At 63.7% G+C, this 18,836-nt stretch carries 17 protein-coding genes; 5 read left to right on the top strand and 12 right to left on the bottom strand.

Annotated features, from left to right (window positions below; translation table 11 throughout):
- Positions 1-51: 51 nt before the first annotated feature.
- The 9 genes from rpmG to Q0603_RS10740 form a co-directional block, all read right to left on the bottom strand.
- The gene (gene rpmG, locus Q0603_RS10780; protein WP_298725457.1) at positions 52-219 is read right to left on the bottom strand and encodes a 50S ribosomal protein L33; all 168 of its coding nucleotides are present in this window, start codon (positions 217-219) and stop codon (positions 52-54) included.
- Between the two features lie 74 nt (positions 220-293).
- Positions 294-905, bottom strand: coding sequence for an NUDIX domain-containing protein (locus Q0603_RS10775; protein WP_298725456.1), 612 nt, complete (start codon positions 903-905; stop codon positions 294-296).
- Complete coding sequence (locus Q0603_RS10770) at positions 902-1,615, bottom strand: NUDIX domain-containing protein (RefSeq protein ID WP_298725455.1); 714 nt, start codon at positions 1,613-1,615, stop codon at positions 902-904. Before Q0603_RS10770 ends, Q0603_RS10775 begins: the two co-directional genes overlap by 4 nt.
- A gap of 3 nt (positions 1,616-1,618) precedes the next feature.
- Positions 1,619-2,011, bottom strand: a complete 393-nt coding sequence (locus Q0603_RS10765) for a DUF983 domain-containing protein (protein ID WP_298725454.1) — start codon at positions 2,009-2,011, stop codon at positions 1,619-1,621.
- 10 nt (positions 2,012-2,021) lie between these two features.
- On the bottom strand, positions 2,022-3,008 hold the full coding sequence (locus Q0603_RS10760) for a magnesium transporter CorA family protein (RefSeq protein ID WP_298725452.1): 987 nt from the start codon (positions 3,006-3,008) through the stop codon (positions 2,022-2,024).
- Between the two features lie 155 nt (positions 3,009-3,163).
- Positions 3,164-4,147: a glycerophosphodiester phosphodiesterase gene (locus tag Q0603_RS10755; protein WP_298725450.1), complete on the bottom strand. Its 984-nt coding sequence runs from the start codon at positions 4,145-4,147 to the stop codon at positions 3,164-3,166.
- Entirely contained in the window at positions 4,144-6,414 is a 2,271-nt protein-coding gene (gene rnr, locus Q0603_RS10750) for a ribonuclease R (protein WP_298725448.1), read from the bottom strand. Before rnr ends, Q0603_RS10755 begins: the two co-directional genes overlap by 4 nt.
- Positions 6,415-6,419: 5 nt before the next feature.
- Complete coding sequence (gene topA / locus Q0603_RS10745) at positions 6,420-9,191, bottom strand: type I DNA topoisomerase (RefSeq protein WP_298725445.1); 2,772 nt, start codon at positions 9,189-9,191, stop codon at positions 6,420-6,422.
- Positions 9,192-9,334: 143 nt separating this feature from the next.
- Positions 9,335-9,856 carry a PAS domain-containing protein gene (locus tag Q0603_RS10740; RefSeq protein WP_298725444.1) on the bottom strand — a complete coding sequence of 174 codons (522 nt, stop codon included), beginning with the start codon at positions 9,854-9,856 and terminating at the stop codon, positions 9,335-9,337.
- A gap of 172 nt (positions 9,857-10,028) precedes the next feature.
- Here Q0603_RS10740 and Q0603_RS10735 point away from each other — a divergent pair, with 172 nt between their 5' ends.
- A complete protein-coding gene (locus Q0603_RS10735; RefSeq protein ID WP_298725443.1) occupies positions 10,029-10,814 on the top strand; it encodes an SDR family oxidoreductase in 786 nt (261 codons plus the stop codon).
- A gap of 6 nt (positions 10,815-10,820) precedes the next feature.
- Here the strand turns inward: Q0603_RS10735 and Q0603_RS10730 are convergent, their stop codons facing one another.
- The 3 genes from Q0603_RS10730 to phaC form a co-directional block, all read right to left on the bottom strand.
- Positions 10,821-11,300, bottom strand: a complete 480-nt coding sequence (locus Q0603_RS10730) for a YchJ family metal-binding protein (RefSeq protein ID WP_298725441.1) — start codon at positions 11,298-11,300, stop codon at positions 10,821-10,823.
- A gap of 16 nt (positions 11,301-11,316) precedes the next feature.
- Positions 11,317-11,964, bottom strand: a complete 648-nt coding sequence (locus Q0603_RS10725) for a muconolactone Delta-isomerase family protein (protein ID WP_298725439.1) — start codon at positions 11,962-11,964, stop codon at positions 11,317-11,319.
- A 126-nt stretch (positions 11,965-12,090) separates the two neighbouring features.
- Positions 12,091-13,911, bottom strand: a complete 1,821-nt coding sequence (gene phaC, locus Q0603_RS10720) for a class I poly(R)-hydroxyalkanoic acid synthase (protein WP_298725437.1) — start codon at positions 13,909-13,911, stop codon at positions 12,091-12,093.
- A gap of 168 nt (positions 13,912-14,079) precedes the next feature.
- On the opposite strand from phaC, the gene Q0603_RS10715 reads away from it, so the two are divergent.
- The 4 genes from Q0603_RS10715 (at position 14,080) to glpX (ending at position 18,835) form a co-directional block, all read left to right on the top strand.
- Positions 14,080-15,168 (top strand): OmpA family protein, encoded by a 1,089-nt coding sequence (locus Q0603_RS10715; protein WP_298725435.1) that lies wholly within the window; start codon positions 14,080-14,082, stop codon positions 15,166-15,168.
- Between the two features lie 106 nt (positions 15,169-15,274).
- Complete coding sequence (locus tag Q0603_RS10710; protein ID WP_298725433.1) at positions 15,275-16,495, top strand: LL-diaminopimelate aminotransferase; 1,221 nt, start codon at positions 15,275-15,277, stop codon at positions 16,493-16,495.
- Entirely contained in the window at positions 16,488-17,807 is a 1,320-nt protein-coding gene (locus tag Q0603_RS10705) for a homoserine dehydrogenase (RefSeq protein WP_298725431.1), read from the top strand. Before Q0603_RS10710 ends, Q0603_RS10705 begins: the two co-directional genes overlap by 8 nt.
- Positions 17,808-17,881: 74 nt before the next feature.
- Entirely contained in the window at positions 17,882-18,835 is a 954-nt protein-coding gene (gene glpX / locus Q0603_RS10700) for a class II fructose-bisphosphatase (RefSeq protein ID WP_298725556.1), read from the top strand.
- Position 18,836 lies beyond the last annotated feature (1 nt).

The raw sequence follows: 18,836 nt of genomic DNA, 5'->3' as shown, positions 1-18,836 counted from the left end.
CGCGGGGCGGGGCTTGCGTCTGACAGCGGCGCCATGGCGCCGGCCAAGACCTTACTTAATCTTGGCTTCCTTGAATTCGACGTGCTTGCGCGCGACCGGGTCGTACTTCTTGAACGACAGCTTTTCGGTCTTGGTGCGCGGATTCTTCTTGGTGACGTAGAAGTAGCCGGTATCGGCAGTGCTCACCAGCTTGATCTTCAGGGTTGTCGGCTTGGCCATGACGCAAATTCCACAGGTTCGGACGGCAAGGATTGGCGGCGCAGCATAGGGATTCGCGCCCCGATGTCAACCAACTAAGGCTTTTCCCAGCGGATCATGGGTTTACCGGCGCGGTATCGCCAGAAAGCGGTGGCCGGAGGCGCGAGGTCGGGGCCCAGCCGGCCGACCAGGCCAAGGATGAATTCGGTGATGTCGGCCAGCGGCAGCCGCAGGGCCTCGTCCAACGGCCTGAAGGCGAGATCGAGCAGTTCCCCGGAACCGCTTAAGACCAAATCCCGGCCGCTGACATCCTGCAGGAAAAAGCGGGCATGGAATCGGATCGGGCTTTCGGATGGCGTAATCGCCCGGCAGAGGTAGCGCAGGCCGGACAGGTCCGGCCGCAGGCAGCCAGCCTCGACCGGCCCGAGCGCAATGCCGGTTTCTTCCCAGGTCTCCCGGACGGCGGCGATGCCAAGAGCCTGGGCGAGGTGTGGCGACGCGCCGAGCGCCGGGATTACATGGCTTGGCAATGGTTTATACGGCTTTTCTAAGAGATCGCTTTTATCCACCCGGCCGCCTGGAAAGGCGTAGACATCGGGCAGGAAGCGGTGCCTGGCGGCCCGGCGGCCCAGCAGCACCTCCAGGCGGCCATGCGAGTGACGGACCAGAACTAGGCTTGCGGCATCCCGCGGCGTCGCGCGGATCATTCCCAGTCGAGCTTCCATTCGCCGCGGCGGACATAGCGGAAGGGCACTGGCTGGGCCGGATCACCGGCCCTGGCCGGGTCGAGCCAGCCTTCCAGGTTAGCCAGCACGTATTTGGTGATGTTGGGCAGCAACAGGGCCTGGGCCTCCTCCGGAGTGATCCAGTCCAGCTTGTCGAGTTCCGGCGAGGGCCGCAACGCCCCTTCAGCGGCTTCGGCGGGTGCAGCAAAGAAGCGGGCATCGAACCGGCGCGGCCGGTCGGGCGGGGTGATCGCGCGGCAGACATAAAGCAGATGACTGGGATCGGGCAGCAGGCCGCCCTCGCAGAAGCTGACCCAGCTATCCGAGGGGCAGGCGGCAGCGGCGCCGGGCACGGCCAGCCGCAGGCCGCTTTCCTCGAAGGTCTCCCGGATCGCGGCTAGGGCGAGCCCCAGCGCCTTGCGCGGCCCGGTGCGGCGGCTGCGCGCCAGACGGGCCTGGGAGACGGGATTGAGCGAGGGGATGGGGCGCAGGCGGTAGTCAGTGAGATCCAGGCGGCCGCCCGGGAAGACAAAGCGGTTGGGAAGGAATGCGCTGGCGCCGTGGCGCTCGCCCATCAGGACCTGAAGCTTGCCGCCATGGCGCCGGTACAGGATGAGCGTTGCGGCATCGCGGATCGGCGGCGAAGCCTTGCGGCCGGTTTTGTCCTCAGCCCAAATCTCGCTCCCAGCCATTCGTCAGTGCGGCTCGCTGCCGAAGCCGTGCATGCGGCGCGACCATTGCAGCCCGATCAGCGCGCCCTTGATATGCGGCAGGAACCAGAGCGACAGGATCAGCGTCAGCGGCACCCACAGAACCATATGCACCCATTCGGCCGGCTCGACATGCTGCTCCAGCAGCAGCATCAGCGGCACGATGATATGGCCGACGATCAGGATGGTGAAATAGGGTGGCGCGTCGTCGGCACGATGGCCGGACAGGCCGAGGCCGCAGGATGCGCAGGCGTCGTTAACCTTCAGATAGCGGCCGAAGATGCGGCCATGGCCGCATTGCGGGCAGCGGCAGCGCCAGCCGCGCAGCATGGCATCGCCGATCGGCCGCTCGATGAGATCGTCCATCCGCAACTCCATTTCCGGCATCCTAGAGCCACCCCTTCCGCTTGAACCACCAATAGGGCAGCACGGCCGAGGCGAGCATCAGCAGCAGAGCCATCGGATAGCCGATTGGCCAGCTCAGTTCCGGCATGTGTTCGAAGTTCATGCCGTAGATGCTGGCGATCAGGGTCGGCGGCAGGAAGACTGTGGCCGCCACCGAGAAAATCTTGATGATCTTGGTCTGCTGGATGTTGATCAGGCCGAGCGTCGCATCGAGCAGGAAGTTACCCTTATGCGCCAGGAAAGCTGCCTGCTCGTTCAGCGACTGCACGTCGCGCGACAGCGTCTTCAGCCATTGCCGGGCTTCCTTGGTGCCGCGCTGCTCGGTCATGCTGAGCGTCAGGAAGGCGATCAGGCGGGTAAGCGAGACCAGGCTGTCGCGGATGCGCGAGGTGAGATCCTCGACGCGGCCCAGCTTGCGCACAGCGTCTTCGAGATCCATTTCGTCGGCGGATTCGTATTCGGCGGCGGTGCCATAGCCGAAGATGTTGCGCGACACGCCGTCGAGATCCTTGCCGGCGCTTTCCAGCACGTCGGCGGCGCGGTCGACGATGGAGTCGAGCAGGCCGCAGAGCACGGCGTCCGGGGTGGAGCTGAGGCTCTGCTGGCGCTGGGCGCGGGCGACGAACTGGCGGAAGGACAGCGGGTCAGCATAGCGCAGCGTGACCACGGCCTTGGGCGTCCGCATGAAGGTGACCGCGGTAGTCTGCGGATGCGGCGTTTCCGCCTGATAGAGGATGTTGGCCGTCATGTAGCTGGCATCGCCCTCGCGATAGAGACGGCTGGAGATTTCGATCTCCTGCATCTCTTCGCGGGTCGGCATTTCCAGCTCAAGCAGACGTTCGACCGCCTTCTCCTCATCCGGAGTCGGTTCGAGCAGGTCGATCCACACGACGCCACTGGGCAGGGTGGAGTCGGGCGTCAATACGATTCGTTGGAGCTGGCCGCCTTGCGGCAGGTAGGCAGTGATCATGCTGGCCATCCCTGGTTCCGGCGCCGCACTCCAGCGGCGCGGCGCGGCGCCCTTTTAACCCCGGAAATTGACCATTGGAAGGCCTTGCTGACAGCTTGGGCGATTTTGCCGGTTCGGGCCGCCAGTTCCCTCAATCGGCTGCCCTCAAGCTGCTCTCAGGGGGGCGCGGGCGTAGCCGGCGGCAGCGGCAGGCCTCGGGCCTCCATCACCTTGCGCAGGCGGTTCGGGTAGTCGGTGGTGATGCCGTCCACGCCAATGTCGATCATCTTCTCCATGGTTGCCGTGTCGTTGACGGTCCAGACATTAACCTTGAGCCCCAGATCATGGGCCTCTTTGACCAGTTCCGGCGTCACGTTGCGCCAGAAGGGCACCCAGACCTTGCCGCCAGCGGCCTTCACCAGCTGGGGCACGGAGGCATAGTCGTCGACGTCGAAGCCGTTCAGCCAGGGGCTGGGGCCCGGCTGGCCGCGTGCCATGTTGGCGGCGGGCGAATTGGCCTCGAAGGTGATTAGGCCGAGGTCGATCTCCGGCGCCAGTCTGGCCACTGCAGCCGTGGTCGCCCAGTTGAAGGAGATCACTGTGCTGCGCTTTTCGATTCCGGCAGCGCGGATCGCCTTCACGGCTGCTTCAGCATATTGCTCGGCCGTTGCGCTGACGGAAGCGAGGCCGGGGTCCAGCTTGAGCTCGATGTTGAAGCGCAGCTTGTCGTTGCCGGACTTGTTCACCAGCGCGATGAACTCGTCCCAGCTCGGCATCCGCGTGCCGTCGACGGGCTTCTGATCGGGATAGGTCTGGCCGTATTTGCTGTTCGGATTGAGACGGCCGACATCGTAGCGGCGGAGTTCCTCAAGGGTGAGATGATAGACCGCCGGGCCCGGATCGCTGATCCATTTTCCGTCAGGACCGCGGGTTGTGTAGGACTTCAGCACCGGGTCATGGCCGATCACCAGATGGCCGTCCTTGGTGAGCTGAAGATCGATCTCGATGTTGTCGACGCCCAGCGACAGGGCGGTGGCGAAAGCTGGCAGCGTGTTTTCCGGCGCCAGTCCGCGGGCGCCGCGATGCCCCTGAATTTCAAGAGCCAGTGCTGAACTGGCAGTGACAGCCATCAAAGCGGCAAAGGCAATGGAACGGATCATCGGCGTTTTCTGCTTCGGTGTTTGGCCCATGACGGGCGGTTCGTAGATTTTTTAGCAGAAAGTGCCGGGCGTCCGACACGCGACCGGCGTTGCGTGTCATCGCCGCTGCCAACGACATCGAAACGCAGGCCACCGGTAACCGGAGTGGCTTCCTCCAGACGCACGGTAATGGCATCGCCGAGCCGGAAACGTTTTTTGCTGCGCTTGCCGACGAGCGCGCGATGCGCTTCGTCATGCTCATAGTAGTCGTCGCTGAGCGTGGCGATGGGCACAAAACCTTCGGCGCCGGTTTCGGTGAGCGCGACGAATAGACCGAAGCGGGTGACACCGGTGATGCTTCCCTCGAAAGTAGCGCCGACATGCTCGGCCATATAGGCGGCGATGAAGCGGCTCAGGGCATCGCGTTCGGCCTGCATCGAGCGGCGCTCGGTCAGCGAGATATGCTCGGCGATCTGTTCGAAATTCTCGACATCTTCGGGCGGCAACCCGTCATCGCCAAGCCTCAGGCCGCGGATCAGAGCGCGATGCACCAATACGTCGGCATAGCGTCTGATCGGCGAGGTGAAATGCGCATAGCGCGACAGATTGAGGCCGAAATGGCCGAGATTTTCCGGCGTGTAATAGGCCTGCATCTGCGTGCGCAGCACGACTTCGTTTATCAGCCGTTCATGCTCGCTGCCGCGCGCGCGTTCCAGGATGGCGTTGAAATGCATCGGCCGCAGGCCCTGGCCCTTGGCAAGACGGTAATCCAGGCTGTTGAGGAATTTGCGCAGGCTGTCGATCTTGTCGTCGGACGGCGGCTCGTGCACGCGGTACATGCATGGCTGCCGGCGCTTTTCCAGTTCTTCCGCTGCCGCGACATTCGCCGCGATCATGAAATCTTCAATCACCTGATGACTGAGCAGGTGTTCGCGCGGTTTGATGGCAGCAATATGACCATCCTTGCCGATGAAGACGCGGCGCTCGGTAGTGACGATGGCAAGCGGCTGGCGCGCTTCACGCGCCTTGTTCAGCGCGGCGTGGCAGGCATAAAGCGGCTTCAGGACCGGCTCTAAGAATTCGGCGGCGATCTTGTCGGGCTGGCCGTCGATGGCCTGCTGCACTTGGCGGTAGTTCAGCCCGGCGGCGCAGCGCATCAGGCCGCGCACGAATTTATGACGGATCTTGTTGCCGTCGGCATCGAACCACAGATGCACGGCCATGCAGGCGCGGTCCTTGCCTTCGACCAGCGAGCACAGATCGGCCGATAGCGCTTCAGGCAGCATCGGCACGACGCGGTCCGGGAAGTAGGTGGAGTTGCCGCGCATGCGCGCCTCGTGGTCGAGCGCGCTGCCCGGACGCACGTAATGCGCCACATCGGCGATGGCGACGATGACATGCCAGCCGCCTTCGTTGTTCGGGTCGTCATCCGGTTCGGCGAAAACGGCATCGTCGTGATCGCGCGCGTCTTCCGGATCGATGGTGATCAGCGGAATGTGACGCAGGTCCTCGCGGTTGCCCAGCGGCACCGGCTTGGCCTTTTCGGCTTCTCGGATCGCGGCATCGGAGAAGCGGGTAGGGATGCCCAGGGCATGGATCGGAATGAGACTGAGCGCCTTCGGGTCGGTGGCGCTGCCAATCACTTCGGTGATCTTGGCGATCTTCAGCCCGAAGCGGCGGCCAGCCAGCGGCTGGGCGACGACGAATTCGCCCGGCTTGGCATCGGCAAGATGCTCCGGCGCGATGATGTATTCGTGCCGCACCTTCTTGTCGGTCGGCTGCAGCCGGAACTCGCCATTCTCGGTGCGGCTGAGCAGGCCGAGGACGGGCTGCTCTTCCTGCTCCAGCCGCTTCATGATGCGGCCGCGATAGCGGTTCTGGCCGGCAGGCTGCACGCGCGCCAGCACGCGGTCGCCGATGCCGACATCGCCCAGCTCGCGCCGGGCGCGGTTGCTCAATTCGAAGACGATGCGCGGCGGCTCGCCGCCCGCGGCCCATTCCACCGGGCGGCCGACCAGATCGCCGTCGCGATCCAGCCGCACCAGATCGACCAGCACCACTTCCGGCAGCTGGCCTTTCGGCGTCATCTTCTTGCCGTGGCTTTGATTGATGTCGCCCTCGGCTTTCAGTTCACGCAGCAGCGCTTTGAGCGCAACGCGGCCGGACGGGCCAACATTGAAGGCGCGCGCGATCTCGCGCTTGCCGACCTTGCCCGGATTCTCGGCGATAAAGGCAAGAATGTCCTGCTTGGACGGAAGGCGCTGGGTTGCGGCTTTCTTCCTCGCCACAGCGTCTATGCCGCTGCCGATTTTCTGGCAGTCGCCTTCTTGGCGGGTGCTTTCTTCGCCGCCGCCTTCTTTGCAGCCGGCTTCTTGGCTGCAGCCTTCTTGGGCTTGGCTTCGGCCTCGGCGCCCCCGCTCTTCGCGGCGGCCGCCGCTTTCTTAGGTGCGCTCTTGGGCACAGCGGCTTTCTTCTTGCCGCCGCCTTTCTTGGCGCGCGCGGCAATCGCCGCAACGGCCATTTCCAGCGTCACGTCGTCGACCTCGACGCCGCGCGGCAGCGGCGCGTTGGTCGCGCCATGCTTCAGATAGGGACCGTAACGGCCATCGATGACGTTGATCGGCTCGCCGTCATCGGGATGCTTGCCGACCTCGCGCAGCACCTTCAGTTCTGCCTTCTGGCGCGGACCTTTGCGGCGGCTGTCGGCTTCGGCGATCTTCTCGACGGCATGGTTGATGCCGATCTCGATGGCCTCGATCGGGTCCTTCAGCTTGGTATAGGCGCCGTCATGCAGCAGATACGGCCCGAAGCGGCCGAGACCGGCGACGATCTCCTTGCCGGTATCGGGATGCAGGCCGACCACACGCGGCAGTGACAGCAGCTTCAGCGCCATCTCCAAGGTGACGTCTTCGATGGTCACGCCCTTGGGCAGGGATGCGCGCTTGGGCTTCGTCTTTGCCTTGCCTTCGCCCTCGGCTTCGCCAAGCTGCACGTAAGGACCGAACGGGCCCTGGCGCAGCGTAACGGGCAGGCCGCTCTGCGGATCGATGCCAAGCTCCTGCGGTCCGGAGATGGCGATTTCGCCATGACCATTGCCGCCGGCACTCAGCGGCCGGGTGTAGCTGCATTCCGGATAATCTGAGCAGCCGATGAAGGCGCCGGTGCGGCCCGCCTTGATCGAAAGCTGGCCCTTGCTGCAGGCCGGGCAGAGGCGGGGATTCTTGCCGTCTTCGCGCGGCGGGAAGAAATGCGGCTCCAGCAGGCGGTTGATCGCCTCCAGCACTTCGCCGCGACGGCCCATCTTGTCGTCGATGCGCGCGACTGCGTCCTTCACCGAGGAAGGCCGCGGATCTGCACCGGCATCATGCAGGCTGAAATCCTGCCAGAAATCCTGCAGCACCTTTTTCCAGTCGAGCTTATGCTCGGCAATTTCGTCGAGCTTTTCTTCCAGGCTCGCGGTGAAGCTGTAGGCGAAATACTGCTCGAAGAAGCAGACCAGGAAGGCATAGGCGAGCCAGCCGGCATCCTCGGGCTGGAAGCGCTTGTTCTCCAGCCGGACGTAATTGCGCGCCTTCAGCACCTCGAGGATGGCCGCGTAAGTGGAGGGGCGGCCGATGCCGAGTTCTTCCAGCTTGCGCACCAGGCTCGCTTCCGAATAGCGCGGCGGCGGCTCGGTGAAATGCTGCTCGGGCGTGATGCGCTCCTTCTTCAGCGCATCGCCGACCGTCAGCTTGGGCAGGCGGGCGCCGTCTTCTTCATCGGCGCTCTTGTCGTCGACGCCTTCCTCGTAAAGCTTGAGGAAGCCGGGCGAGAGCACGACGGTGCCGGTGGCGCGGAACACGCCGGTCTTTTTATCGTCGGTAATGTCGATGGTGGTACGTTCCAGCTCGGCGGATTCCATCTGGCTGGCCAAGGCACGCACCCAGATCAGCTCGTAGAGCTTGAGCTGCGCATCGTCGAGATAGCGGGCGACAGCGCGCGGGCGGCGGCGGAAATCGGTCGGGCGGATCGCCTCGTGCGCTTCCTGGGCGTTCTTCTGCTTCGACTTGTAGACGCGCCAGCTTTGCGGCACGGCGTCGCGGCCGTAATCCTCAGCGATCACGTCGCGCGCGGCGCGGATCGCTTCGTCGGCCATGCTGACGCCGTCGGTACGCATATAAGAGATGAGGCCGACCGTCTCGCCGCCGATATCGACGCCTTCATAGAGCCGCTGGGCGATCTGCATGGTCATCTGCGCCGAGAAGCCGAGTTTGCGGGCGGCTTCCTGCTGCAGGGTCGAGGTGGTGAAGGGCGGCGCGGGATGGCGCTTGGCCGGCTTGATCTGGATATCGGCAACGGCGTAGCGCAGGTCCTGCAGCTTCGCGACGGCCTCCTTGGCGGCGGCTTCGCTGGCGAGGTCGAACTTGTCCAGCTTCCGGCCGCCCAGCTCGGCCAGGCGGGCGGCGACCTTCTGGCCGTCGCCATTCAGGAATTCGGCGCTGATGGTCCAGTATTCGCGGGGCTTGAAGGCCTCGATCTCGGTTTCGCGCTCGCAGATCAGGCGCAGCGCCACCGACTGCACGCGGCCGGCCGACTTGGCAGACGGCAGCTTGCGCCACAGTACCGGAGAAAGGGTGAAGCCGACCAAGTAATCCAGCGCGCGGCGCGCCTGCTGGGCATTCACCAGGTCCATGTCGATGTCGCGCGGCTGGGCCATCGCGTCCAGCACGGCGGTCTTGGTGATCTCGTTGAAGACCACGCGCTTGACGGTCTTGCCCTTGATGGCCTTGCGGTTATTCAGGGCCTCCAGGACATGCCAGGAAATCGCTTCGCCCTCGCGATCCGGGTCGGTGGCGAGGATCAGGGTGTCGGCATCCTTCAGCGCGCCGGCAATAGCGCGCACCGATTCGGAGCCGCGCCCGGACATTTCGTAATGCATCGTGAAGTCCTTGTCCGGCTCGACCGAGCCGTCTTTCGGCGGCAGATCGCGGACATGGCCGAAGGAGGCCAAAACCTTGTGGCCTGGACCGAGATACTTCTCGATGGTCTTTGCCTTCGCCGGGCTTTCGACGACAACGACTTTCATACGGGGCGGTTTTCCAACAAAAAATCACAAACAATACAGCGACGGCGGTCCCGGCGCGGCCCGGGGAACATGGGCGATGCAAACCCCCTTGTCAAATCAGGGGGGCTCCGCTGTGAAAATTTTTCGCGGATTTCTGGTGAAAATTAGGAAAGCCGGTCTTCTGCTGCCGACTCCAGCGGGAAGGCGGCCACCAGCAGCATGCGGACCTCGTCGCCCCCAGCCGTCAATGGGAGGGCGAGTCTCTCCCAGCTTCGCTCAACCTGCCAGGCCGAACGTTTATCGCGGGAAGTGTAATCGAAGGTAGCAGTATAGCGGCGCGACATCGGCATCCGGCTGTGCACCACGGCGTCATACTCCGTGCGCAGCAGTTCCGCCTGCTGCTCGGGCAGGCCGCTGATGCTGCGGCCGGTCATGTCGACCTTGAACTGATTGACGAAGGTGGAGCCGTAAAGGCGATAGACGTAATCGCCGTCATCCTTGCGCTCAACCAGCATGAGGTTGCCGAGCCAGGGCTTCATCTCGATCGGGTCGATATCGGCGCGATCGGGCATCGGACGGCCCCGTCGCTTGCTGGCCCAGTAGGCATACAGCGCCTGGAGCGTCTCCAGCGTCAGTTGCGGCGCAGCTTCCAGCATCCGACCCATGCGGTTGACGATATCCCCCATCCAATATGCCTGCCGGACGCCGACCCCAACATCCGGATGTTTCGCAGGATAACGGAAAGCCCGCCGATTGTCAGCCGCTCGACGCGCCGTCAGGCTTTGCGCGAAATGCCGCAACAATATCTGGCTGAAGCCCGAGGTGCCGGATAGCCTGTGCAAAACTGGGAGGAGTAGAATGGGCGTAATGAATAAGGTTGCGTTGATCACCGGCGCGGCGCGCGGTCTGGGCTTGGCGGCTGCAACCAGGTTTCTGTCGGATGGCTGGCGCGTGGCGATGCTCGACATTCTGGGCGACGCGTTGCGCGATGCCGTGCAAGGCCTGAATCAGCCCGACGCGACCCTGGCGCTGGAAGCGGATGTTTCCGATCCCGCCGCCGTGCAGGCAGCGGTGAAAAGGGCGCATGCGCATTTCAGCCGCATCGATGCGCTGGTGAACAATGCCGGCATCGCCATCTTCAAGCCCATCCTCGAAGTCTCTTTGGAGGACTGGCAGCGCGTGCTGGCGGTCAACCTGACCGGGCCCTTCCTGATGGCGCAGGCGGTGGCGCCGATCATGCGCGATCAGGGCGGCGGCGCCATCGTGAATATCACATCCATCTCCGGCCTGCGCGCATCCACACTTCGCGTCGCCTATGGCACCAGCAAGGCGGGACTGGCGCATCTGACCAAGCAGCAGGCGGCCGAGCTTGGCGAATACGGCATCCGGGTGAATGCGGTGGCGCCGGGTCCGGTGGATACGGCGATGGCGAAAGCCGTGCATACGCCCGAGATCCGTGCCGATTACCACGACCACATCCCGCTCAACCGCTATGGCGAGGAAAGCGAACTGGCCAACACGATCTATTTTCTGTGCAGCGATCAGGCGAGCTACATCACCGGACAGGTGCTGTGCGTCGATGGCGGGTTTGACGCGACCGGCATCGGTTTACCCACGTTACGCGGACGACGGCGAAATAGCTGAGGTGATTTATGCTCGCCCGCAGCATTGCTTGAACTTCCTGCCGGATCCGCAGGGGCAGGGATTGTTGCGGCCGGGTTTCTTCGCCGGCCGCAGATCGGTTTCACCATCGACATAGACCCAGCGGCCGTTTGCTTCGTCGCGGCGGAAGCGTGAGCGTTCATGCAGCGCGCGGATCTGGCCCTGTATCTTGAAACGTGCGACGAATTCCACGATGCCGGTGCTGTTATCCGTGCCACCATCCTTGGTGTCGAGGATTTCGAGGCCCAGCCATTGGGTTTCGCGCATGCCGGCGCTGACATCGGCTGCATCGAAGCCTGCGCGATGCTCTGGTGCCAGCGTGCGTTCCAGATGCGCCACATCGCCGCGCGCATAGGCCGTATAGCGCGAACGCATCAGGGCAAGCGCCGTGGGTGCCGGCGCGCCGGCCAGGATCGGGCCGCAGCAGCGCTCGAAATCCAGGCCGGACTGGCAAGGGCAAGCAGTCATCTAAGAACGCGCCAGCTTACGATTGCGCCGGCTTTTCATGATGTTCGGCGGGTCGGGCGAATTGCGGGAAGTTCGGATGCATCACCAGCGGCGTGACGGTCACATCGGTGAAGGTGGGGTAGAGCGGCATGGCGCGGAGCTGGTTGCCGACGGCTTCCGGCGTTGGCAGGTTCCACAGCACGAAAGTGCCGAGCGCATTGGCGCGGCGCCAGATCCCGACCAGTTGCCGCTTCTCGATCATCTCTTCCGAGACGCGCCATTCGGCCTTCACCCAGTCGTTCATCTTGTCGCCGGCGCGCAGATACTCGATCCGCACGTCCAGCAGGAACAGGTTGCTGTCGGGCTTCGGTTTTGAATCCGGCTTCTCGTGGAAGGTCGCGCCGCGGGCGAATTGCGGGAAATTGGGATGCGCGATCAGCGGCGTTGCCTCAATCCGCGTGAAATAGGGATAGAGCGGCATGGCGCGGAGCTGGTTTGCCAGCGCCTCGTGGCTCGGCATGTCGAGGATGAACATCGTGCCCATGCCGTTGGCCTTGCGCCAGATGCCGACGAACTGGCCTTTCTCCAGCAGACCCTCTTCCTCATCCCATTCGGCGCGGACCAACTGCTGCGCCTTGTCGCCCAAGCTGGTGAAATTGAAGGTGACGTCGATGAGGAACAGCATTGTCCGGCTCCTTTGCGCATTGTCATCCCGGGCGGCAGGCCGCCTTGGTTTCTCCTGAAGGAGATCAAGCCCAGCAAGATGGCCGGGTCAAGCCCGGCCATGACACTTGGACAGGATCGGCGTGGATCAATCCACGATCCGCTTCTTCACGTAAGAGCCCGGCGCATCCTCGATGGGTTTGAGCTTACCGCCGCCGGGTTTGCGCGCGGGCACTTTCGGGCCGGACTTGGCGGAAAGCCACTTGTCCCAATCATCCCACCAGGAGCCGGGATATTCCTTGGCATCCTTCAGCCAGTCCTCGACCTTGGGCGGGTTCTTCTTCGTGTCGTTGAGCCAGTGCTGGTACTTCTTCTGGTTCGGGTGATTGATCACGCCGGCGATATGGCCCGAGCCGGCCAGCACGAAGCGTACCGGACCGCTGTAAAGCTGCGTCGCCTTGTAGACTGATCGATAGGGCGCGATATGGTCTTCGCGGCTGGCCTGTAGATAGACCGGGATGTTGATCTTGCGCAGATCGAGATGTTCGCCCGCCAGTTCCAGCGCGCCAGGCTGCGACAGCAGGTTCTTCTGATACATGTTGCGCAGATAGAACTGATGCATCTTCGCCGGCATGCGCGTGCAGTCGGAGTTCCAGTACAGCAGGTCGAAGGGGAAAGGCTCCTTGCCCAGAAGGTAGTTGTTGACGACGAACGACCAGATCAGGTCGTTGGCGCGCAGCATGTTGAAGGTGGTTGCCATCTCGCCGCCTTCGAGATAGCCGCGGTCGGCCATCAGCTTGTCGAGATAGCGCAGCGTATCCTCGTCGGTGAAGACGCTGAGCTCGCCGGCATCGGAGAAATCGACCTGCGCGGCGAAGAAGGTAACGGCCTTGATTCGGTCATCACCCTTGGCCGCCATCCAGGCCAAGGTCGCAGCCATCAAGGTGCCGCCGATGCAATAGCCGATTGCGGTGACCTCTTTTTCGCCGGTAGCCTTCTGAATGGCATCCAGGCCTTCGAGGATGCCTTCGCGCATGTAGCTTTCGAAGGTCTTGTCGGCGAGGGACTCATCCGGTTGGTTCCACGACACGACGAAGACCGTGTAACCCTTGTCGGTCATCCAGCGGATGAAGGAATTCTCCGGCTTCAGATCGAGGATGTAGAACTTGTTGATCCAGGGCGGAACGATGAACAGCGGCCGCTTGTAGACCTTTTCGGTCGTCGGCTCGTACTGGATGAGCTGCATCAGATCGTTCTGGTAGATTACCTTGCCCGGCGTGACGGCGATGTTCCCGCCCACAGTGAAGGCTTTGGAATCCACCATCTTGATGTTGAGCTTGCCCTTGCCGCGCTCCAGATCCTTGAGCAGGTTCTCCAGGCCTTTGACCAGGTTCTCGCCGTTGCTTTCGAACGTGGCGCGCAGCACTTCCGGATTGGTCAGCAGGAAGTTGGACGGTGACATCGCGTCAATGAATTGCCGCGTGTAGAAGTCGACTTTCTTCGCGACCTTGGGATCGATGCCGTCGGCCTGGCGCATCGTGTCCTGTACCCAGCGCGCGGTGAGCAGGTAGGATTGCTTGAGATAGTCGAAGACGACATTTTCCTGCCAAGCGGGATCCTTGAAGCGCTTGTCGCCTTTGGCTGGCTCTACCAGTGGTTGGGTTTCCTTGCCAAGAAAACGATCGGTGGCGTTGGCCCAGAGCGTGGCGTAGTCGCGCCACAGCTTCATCTGCGCTTCAACCAGCTTGTCCGGCTCGGCGAGCAGCTTGGCGGTGAAATCGAGATAGGCCTTGCCGAGATTCAGAGGATCGACATCGAAATGACCCGGAACGAGTGGTGCACCCTCGGTGGTTTGCCGGCTGGCAAATTCTGCCAATAGTTTGTGACTCTGCTCCGTAATCCGCGCCCAGTTCTTCGCCCAGGTCGCTGGATCGGGAAGCTTGATGTCACTGTCCGGTTGCTTCGCCATCCGACAGTCCTTATTCTCGGGGCCCCGTTTCCTCCCGTCGCGCAAATCCGGCCAAAACTCGGATTTTCACGTAGGATATGGAGGTTACGGGATAGGGAATCGCCTCGCAAGGCTGACGCGAAGGGTCATTGGGTGGCGGTTGTGAGTGTGATTTAGGGGGATTGTCATATGGCAGGATTGGGCTCGGTTATCGCCGCCAAAAGGATGCGCGGCGCTGCCGAGGTGCGTGTCGCCGGTTTCCGTAGCGTAACTGCGGCGGCGTTGCTTGCTGCGGTCCTCGGACTGAGCGGCTGCGGCACCTGGGCAGACCCCACCGATTGGTTCGAGGATGACGAGCCTGCCCCGGTCACCACGCCGACCGGGAGCGCTGCCCCCGAATCCGTCACCAGCGACCGTTTCCCCAATCTTGGCCGCGTTCCTCCGCGTCCTGTCGAGGTCAGCAGCGAGGGCGAACGCCGCCGTGCGATGGATTCGCTGGCCGCCGACCGCGACAATGCCCGCCATACCGATCAGGAACTGCGTGCCCGTCCGGCTGACAGCAACACACCGCCACCGGCACCCCGGGCCCCGGTGACCCAGCTTCCCGCAGCTTCTTCTGCCCAGCCGGCCCTGCCCGCACAGCAGGCTGAAGCTCCGGTGACGCTGCAGCCGCCGGCTCCGACCCTGCCGGCTCCGACCTTGCCGGCTCCGACTCAGCCGGTCCCGACACAGCCGGTCCCGACACAGCCGGTCCAGGCGCAGAATCAGGTGCCGCGCGGTGCCGGGGTGGTGGACACCTTTTCCCAGAGCCTGGCGCAGTCTGCGGCGACGACGCTGCCGCCGAATCTGGCGCAAAGCGCGCCCCAGATGGGGGGCGCCGCCGTTCCGGGCAATGGCGGCCTCGCGCCGAGCGGCTCTACCTTGCTGGCGGTGGTCCGCTTCGCCAACGCGGACACGTCGCTGGGCAGTGATGACCGCGCCCTGCTGCGGCGGGTCGCCGAATATTACAAGGGAACCGCGGGCGGCCGCGGTGTGCTGGCCGTGGTCGGCTATGCCTCCAGCCGGACCGGCAACATGGATGCCAGCGCCCACCGGCAGCTCAACTACAGCCTGTCGCAAAAGCGGGCCGAGGCCGTGGCCGCAGAACTGCGCCGCCGGGGCATCGCCGCCGATCAGGTGCGGGTCGAGGCCAGGGCTGATGCGGCCCCGGTCTATTACGAAGCCATGCCGCGGGCCGAGGATTATAACCGCCGGGTTGAAATCTATCTTGTGAACTGAACGGATTTCACCGAAAGCCTGACTAGGCTAGATTGGCGGGGGCGCGGGGCGAACAGCTACCGCGCCTTCGCGTAACTGAAGCCTGTTTCGACTGGACCAGAGGACCATGGATACCGAGTTCTACCGCATCAAGCGCCTGCCGCCTTACGTGTTCGAGGAAGTGAACCGTATGAAGGCCGCCGCTCGAGCTCGCGGGGAGGACATCATCGATTTCGGCATGGGCAATCCGGACAACGCGACGCCCCCGCATATTGTCGCCAAGCTGATCGAGGCAGCCCAGAATCCGCGCGCGCACCGCTATTCCTCCAGCCGCGGCGTGCCCGGCCTGCGCAAGGCGCTGGCGAACTACTATGGCCGCCGCTTCGGTGTCGAACTGGATCCGGAGAAGGAGGCCATCGTCACGCTTGGCTCCAAAGAGGGTCTGGCCAATCTGGCGATGGCGATCTCGGCACCGGGCGACACCGTGCTGGTGCCCAATCCCAGCTACCCGATGCATGCCTTCGGCTTCATCATCGCCGGCGCCAATGTGCGCTCGGTGCAGATCGGCCCGGGCATCGACTTCTTCGCCGGTCTGGACCGCGCCTATCAGCACAGCATCCCCAAGCCGATCGCGCTGATCGTCAGCTTCCCGGCCAATCCGACCGCGATGACCGTGGATCTCGACTTCTATGAAGCCGTTGTCGATTTCGCCAAGAAGCGCAACATGTGGGTGATCTCCGATTTGGCCTATTCGGAGATCTATTTCGACGGCAACCCGCCGCCCTCCATCCTGCAGGTGAAGGGTGCCAAGGACATTGCCATCGAATTCACCTCGCTGTCCAAGACCTACAACATGCCGGGCTGGCGCATCGGCTTCGGCGCCGGCAATCCGACGCTGATCGCGGCGCTGGCGCGTATGAAGTCCTATCTCGACTACGGCGCCTTCACGCCGATCCAGGTGGCGGCGACCGCGGCGCTGAACGGACCACAGGACTGCGTTGAGGAAATCCGCCAAACCTACAAGTCGCGCCGCGACGTGTTGGTGAAGGGGCTTCAGGCGGCGGGCTGGGACATTCCCATGCCGCGCGCATCGATGTTCTGCTGGGCGCCGATCCCGGAGCGTTACGCGCATCTCGGTTCGGTGGAATTCTCCAAGCTGCTGTTGCGCGAGGCGGAAGTCGCTGTGGCGCCGGGCATCGGCTTCGGCGAACATGGCGACGGTTTCGTGCGCCTGGCCTTCGTCGAAAACGAGCACCGCACGCGTCAGGCGGTGAAGAACATCAAGCGGCTGCTGAGCTCGCCGTCCAATCTCCCCAGCCCTGCGGAGAAAGCCGTCGCCAATGGTTAAAGGTATCAAGAACATTGCCCCGCCGCTCAAGGTGGGTATCGCCGGTCTTGGTGTGGTCGGCGCAGGTGTGGTGCGGCTGCTGGATCAGCAGGCCGATATTCTCGCGGCGCGGGCCGGCCGGCCGATCAAGGTGGTGGCGGTCTCGGCGCGCGACAGGCGCAAGAAGCGCGATATGCCGAAAGGCAACTGGCGCTGGTTCGAAAAAGCCGCCGATCTTGCAAAAGATCCGGAAGTCGATGTCGTCGTCGAACTGATCGGCGGCGCTGACGGCCCGGCGCGCGCGCTGGTCGAAGCGGCACTGTCAGCAGGGAAGGGCGTGGTCACCGCCAACAAGGCGATGCTGGCCATGCATGGCGCCAAGATCGCTGCGCTGGCTGAAGCCAACAACGCGCCGCTGGCTTTCGAGGCGGCGGTGGCAGGCGGCATTCCGATTGTGAAGGCGCTGCGTGAGGGGCTGATCGGCAACCGCGTCGAGCAGATCACCGGCATCCTCAACGGCACCTGCAATTACATCCTGACCGAGATGCGTACCACGGGGCGCGATTTCGGCGAGGTGCTGGCCGAAGCGCAGAAGCTGGGCTACGCCGAGGCCGATCCCAGCTTCGATATCGACGGTGTGGATGCCGCCCACAAGCTGACGGTGCTGACGTCTCTTGCTTTCAACACCAAGGCCGATTTCAAGGCCGTGCATGTCGAAGGTATCCGCCATGTCTCGGCCATCGACATAGCGTTTGCCAGCGAGTTCGGCTACCGCATCAAGCTTTTGGCGATTGCGCGCCGCACGCCGCGCGGCATCGAGCAGCGCGTGCATCCCTGCATGGTGCCGCATGACACGCCGATTGCCCATGTCGATGGCGTGTTCAACGCCGTCTCCGCCGTGGGTGATTATGTCGGCCGCGTGATGTTCGAAGGCCGCGGCGCAGGCAGCAATCCGACTGCTTCGGCCGTGGTCGCCGATCTGGCCGATATCGCGGCGGGCCGCACGGCGCCCGCCTTCGGCGTGCCGGCGATGAAGCTGCAGCCGCTCAAGGCCGCACCGATGGCCGAGCGTGTCGGCCGCTATTACATCCGCCTGATCGTGCGCGATCAGCCCGGTGTGCTGGCCGATGTGTCCGCCGTGCTGCGCGATCATAAGATCTCGATCGAGAGCCTGGTGCAGCGCGGCCGGGCCGAGGCCGAGAACCAGCCGGTCGCGGTGGTGCTGATCAGCCACGATGCGCGCGAGGCCGATATGGAGCGCGCGCTGAAGCGGATCGCCAAGCTGCGCTCGGTTCTGAAGCCGCCGGCGCTGATCCGTATCGAACCGCTCTGAGGTGGACCATGGCGGCGAAGAAAGCGAGCGAGGCTGCGAAGAAGACGACCCGGCTGGAAGCCGTTTCTGCCAGCATGTCGGTGGAGCGCAACCTGACGCTGGAAGCCGTGCGCGTCACCGAGGCGGCTGCCATCGCTGCTGCCAAGCTGGTTGGTCTCGGCGATGAGATGACCGCCGATGAGGCTGCCGTGGATGCGATGCGCAAAGCGCTGAATAGCCTCAATATCGATGGGACCATCGTGATCGGTGAGGGCGAGCGCGACGAAGCGCCGATGCTGTATATCGGTGAGAAGGTCGGCACCGGTAAGGGACCGCGCATCGATATCGCGCTCGATCCGCTGGAAGGCACGTCGCTTACCGCCAAGGGCGGTACCAATGCGCTGACGGTGATCGCCTTCGCCAATGCGGGCTGCTTCCTGAACGCGCCGGACGTCTACATGGACAAGATCGCGGTCGGCGGCGGCCTGCCGGAAGGCGTGGTCGATCTCGATCTGCCGCCGGCAGAGAATTTGAAGCGGCTGGCGGACGCCAAAGGCGTTGCGGTTGCCGATCTTACTGTCTGCATCCTGGATCGCCCGCGCCATGCCGAACTGATCAATCAGGTGCGTGCTACCGGCGCGCGGATCGCGCTGATCTCCGATGGCGACGTGGCCGGCATCATCGCGACGACCGATCCGGAAACCGGCATCGACATCTATATGGGTTCGGGCGGCGCGCCGGAAGGCGTGCTGGCTGCCGCCGCTCTGCGTTGCATCGGCGGCCAGATGCAGGCGCGCCTGATTTTCCGCAATGAAGACGAGCGCAGCCGTGCGCGCCGGCTCGGCATCGAGAAGCTGGACCGTAAATACAATCTGACCGACCTCGCATCCGGCGACGTGATTTTTGCCGCAACAGGTGTCACCGACGGCTCGATGCTGCATGGGGTGAAGCGTGTGCCGGGTGGCTACAAGGTGAATTCCATCGTCATGCGCACGCAGACCGGAACCATCCGCCGCATCGAAGCGGTGATCCGCAACCCGCAGGTCTGAG

The sequence above is a fragment of the uncultured Ferrovibrio sp. genome (genome assembly GCF_937960835.1).
In the GTDB taxonomy this organism is placed as follows: Bacteria; Pseudomonadota; Alphaproteobacteria; order Ferrovibrionales; family Ferrovibrionaceae; genus Ferrovibrio.
Note: the sequence above shows the minus strand (reverse complement) of the source record. Positions and strands in the feature narration are given on the sequence as shown.

Excerpts from the sequence above, each read along its gene's own strand:
- rpmG (WP_298725457.1), bottom strand. The coding sequence starts at position 219 with ATGGCCAAGCCGACAACCCTGAAGATCAAGCTGGTGAGCACTGCCGAT.
- Q0603_RS10775 (WP_298725456.1), bottom strand. The coding sequence starts at position 905 with ATGATCCGCGCGACGCCGCGGGATGCCGCAAGCCTAGTTCTGGTCCGT.
- Q0603_RS10770 (WP_298725455.1), bottom strand. The coding sequence starts at position 1,615 with ATGGCTGGGAGCGAGATTTGGGCTGAGGACAAAACCGGCCGCAAGGCT.
- Q0603_RS10765 (WP_298725454.1), bottom strand. The coding sequence starts at position 2,011 with ATGGAGTTGCGGATGGACGATCTCATCGAGCGGCCGATCGGCGATGCC.
- Q0603_RS10760 (WP_298725452.1), bottom strand. The coding sequence starts at position 3,008 with ATGATCACTGCCTACCTGCCGCAAGGCGGCCAGCTCCAACGAATCGTA.
- Q0603_RS10755 (WP_298725450.1), bottom strand. The coding sequence starts at position 4,147 with ATGATCCGTTCCATTGCCTTTGCCGCTTTGATGGCTGTCACTGCCAGT.
- topA (WP_298725445.1), bottom strand. The coding sequence starts at position 9,191 with ATGAAAGTCGTTGTCGTCGAAAGCCCGGCGAAGGCAAAGACCATCGAG.
- Q0603_RS10740 (WP_298725444.1), bottom strand. The coding sequence starts at position 9,856 with ATGGGGGATATCGTCAACCGCATGGGTCGGATGCTGGAAGCTGCGCCG.
- Q0603_RS10735 (WP_298725443.1), top strand. The coding sequence starts at position 10,029 with ATGGGCGTAATGAATAAGGTTGCGTTGATCACCGGCGCGGCGCGCGGT.
- Q0603_RS10730 (WP_298725441.1), bottom strand. The coding sequence starts at position 11,300 with ATGACTGCTTGCCCTTGCCAGTCCGGCCTGGATTTCGAGCGCTGCTGC.
- Q0603_RS10725 (WP_298725439.1), bottom strand. The coding sequence starts at position 11,964 with ATGCTGTTCCTCATCGACGTCACCTTCAATTTCACCAGCTTGGGCGAC.
- phaC (WP_298725437.1), bottom strand. The coding sequence starts at position 13,911 with ATGGCGAAGCAACCGGACAGTGACATCAAGCTTCCCGATCCAGCGACC.
- Q0603_RS10715 (WP_298725435.1), top strand. The coding sequence starts at position 14,080 with ATGGCAGGATTGGGCTCGGTTATCGCCGCCAAAAGGATGCGCGGCGCT.
- Q0603_RS10710 (WP_298725433.1), top strand. The coding sequence starts at position 15,275 with ATGGATACCGAGTTCTACCGCATCAAGCGCCTGCCGCCTTACGTGTTC.
- Q0603_RS10705 (WP_298725431.1), top strand. The coding sequence starts at position 16,488 with ATGGTTAAAGGTATCAAGAACATTGCCCCGCCGCTCAAGGTGGGTATC.
- glpX (WP_298725556.1), top strand. The coding sequence starts at position 17,882 with ATGTCGGTGGAGCGCAACCTGACGCTGGAAGCCGTGCGCGTCACCGAG.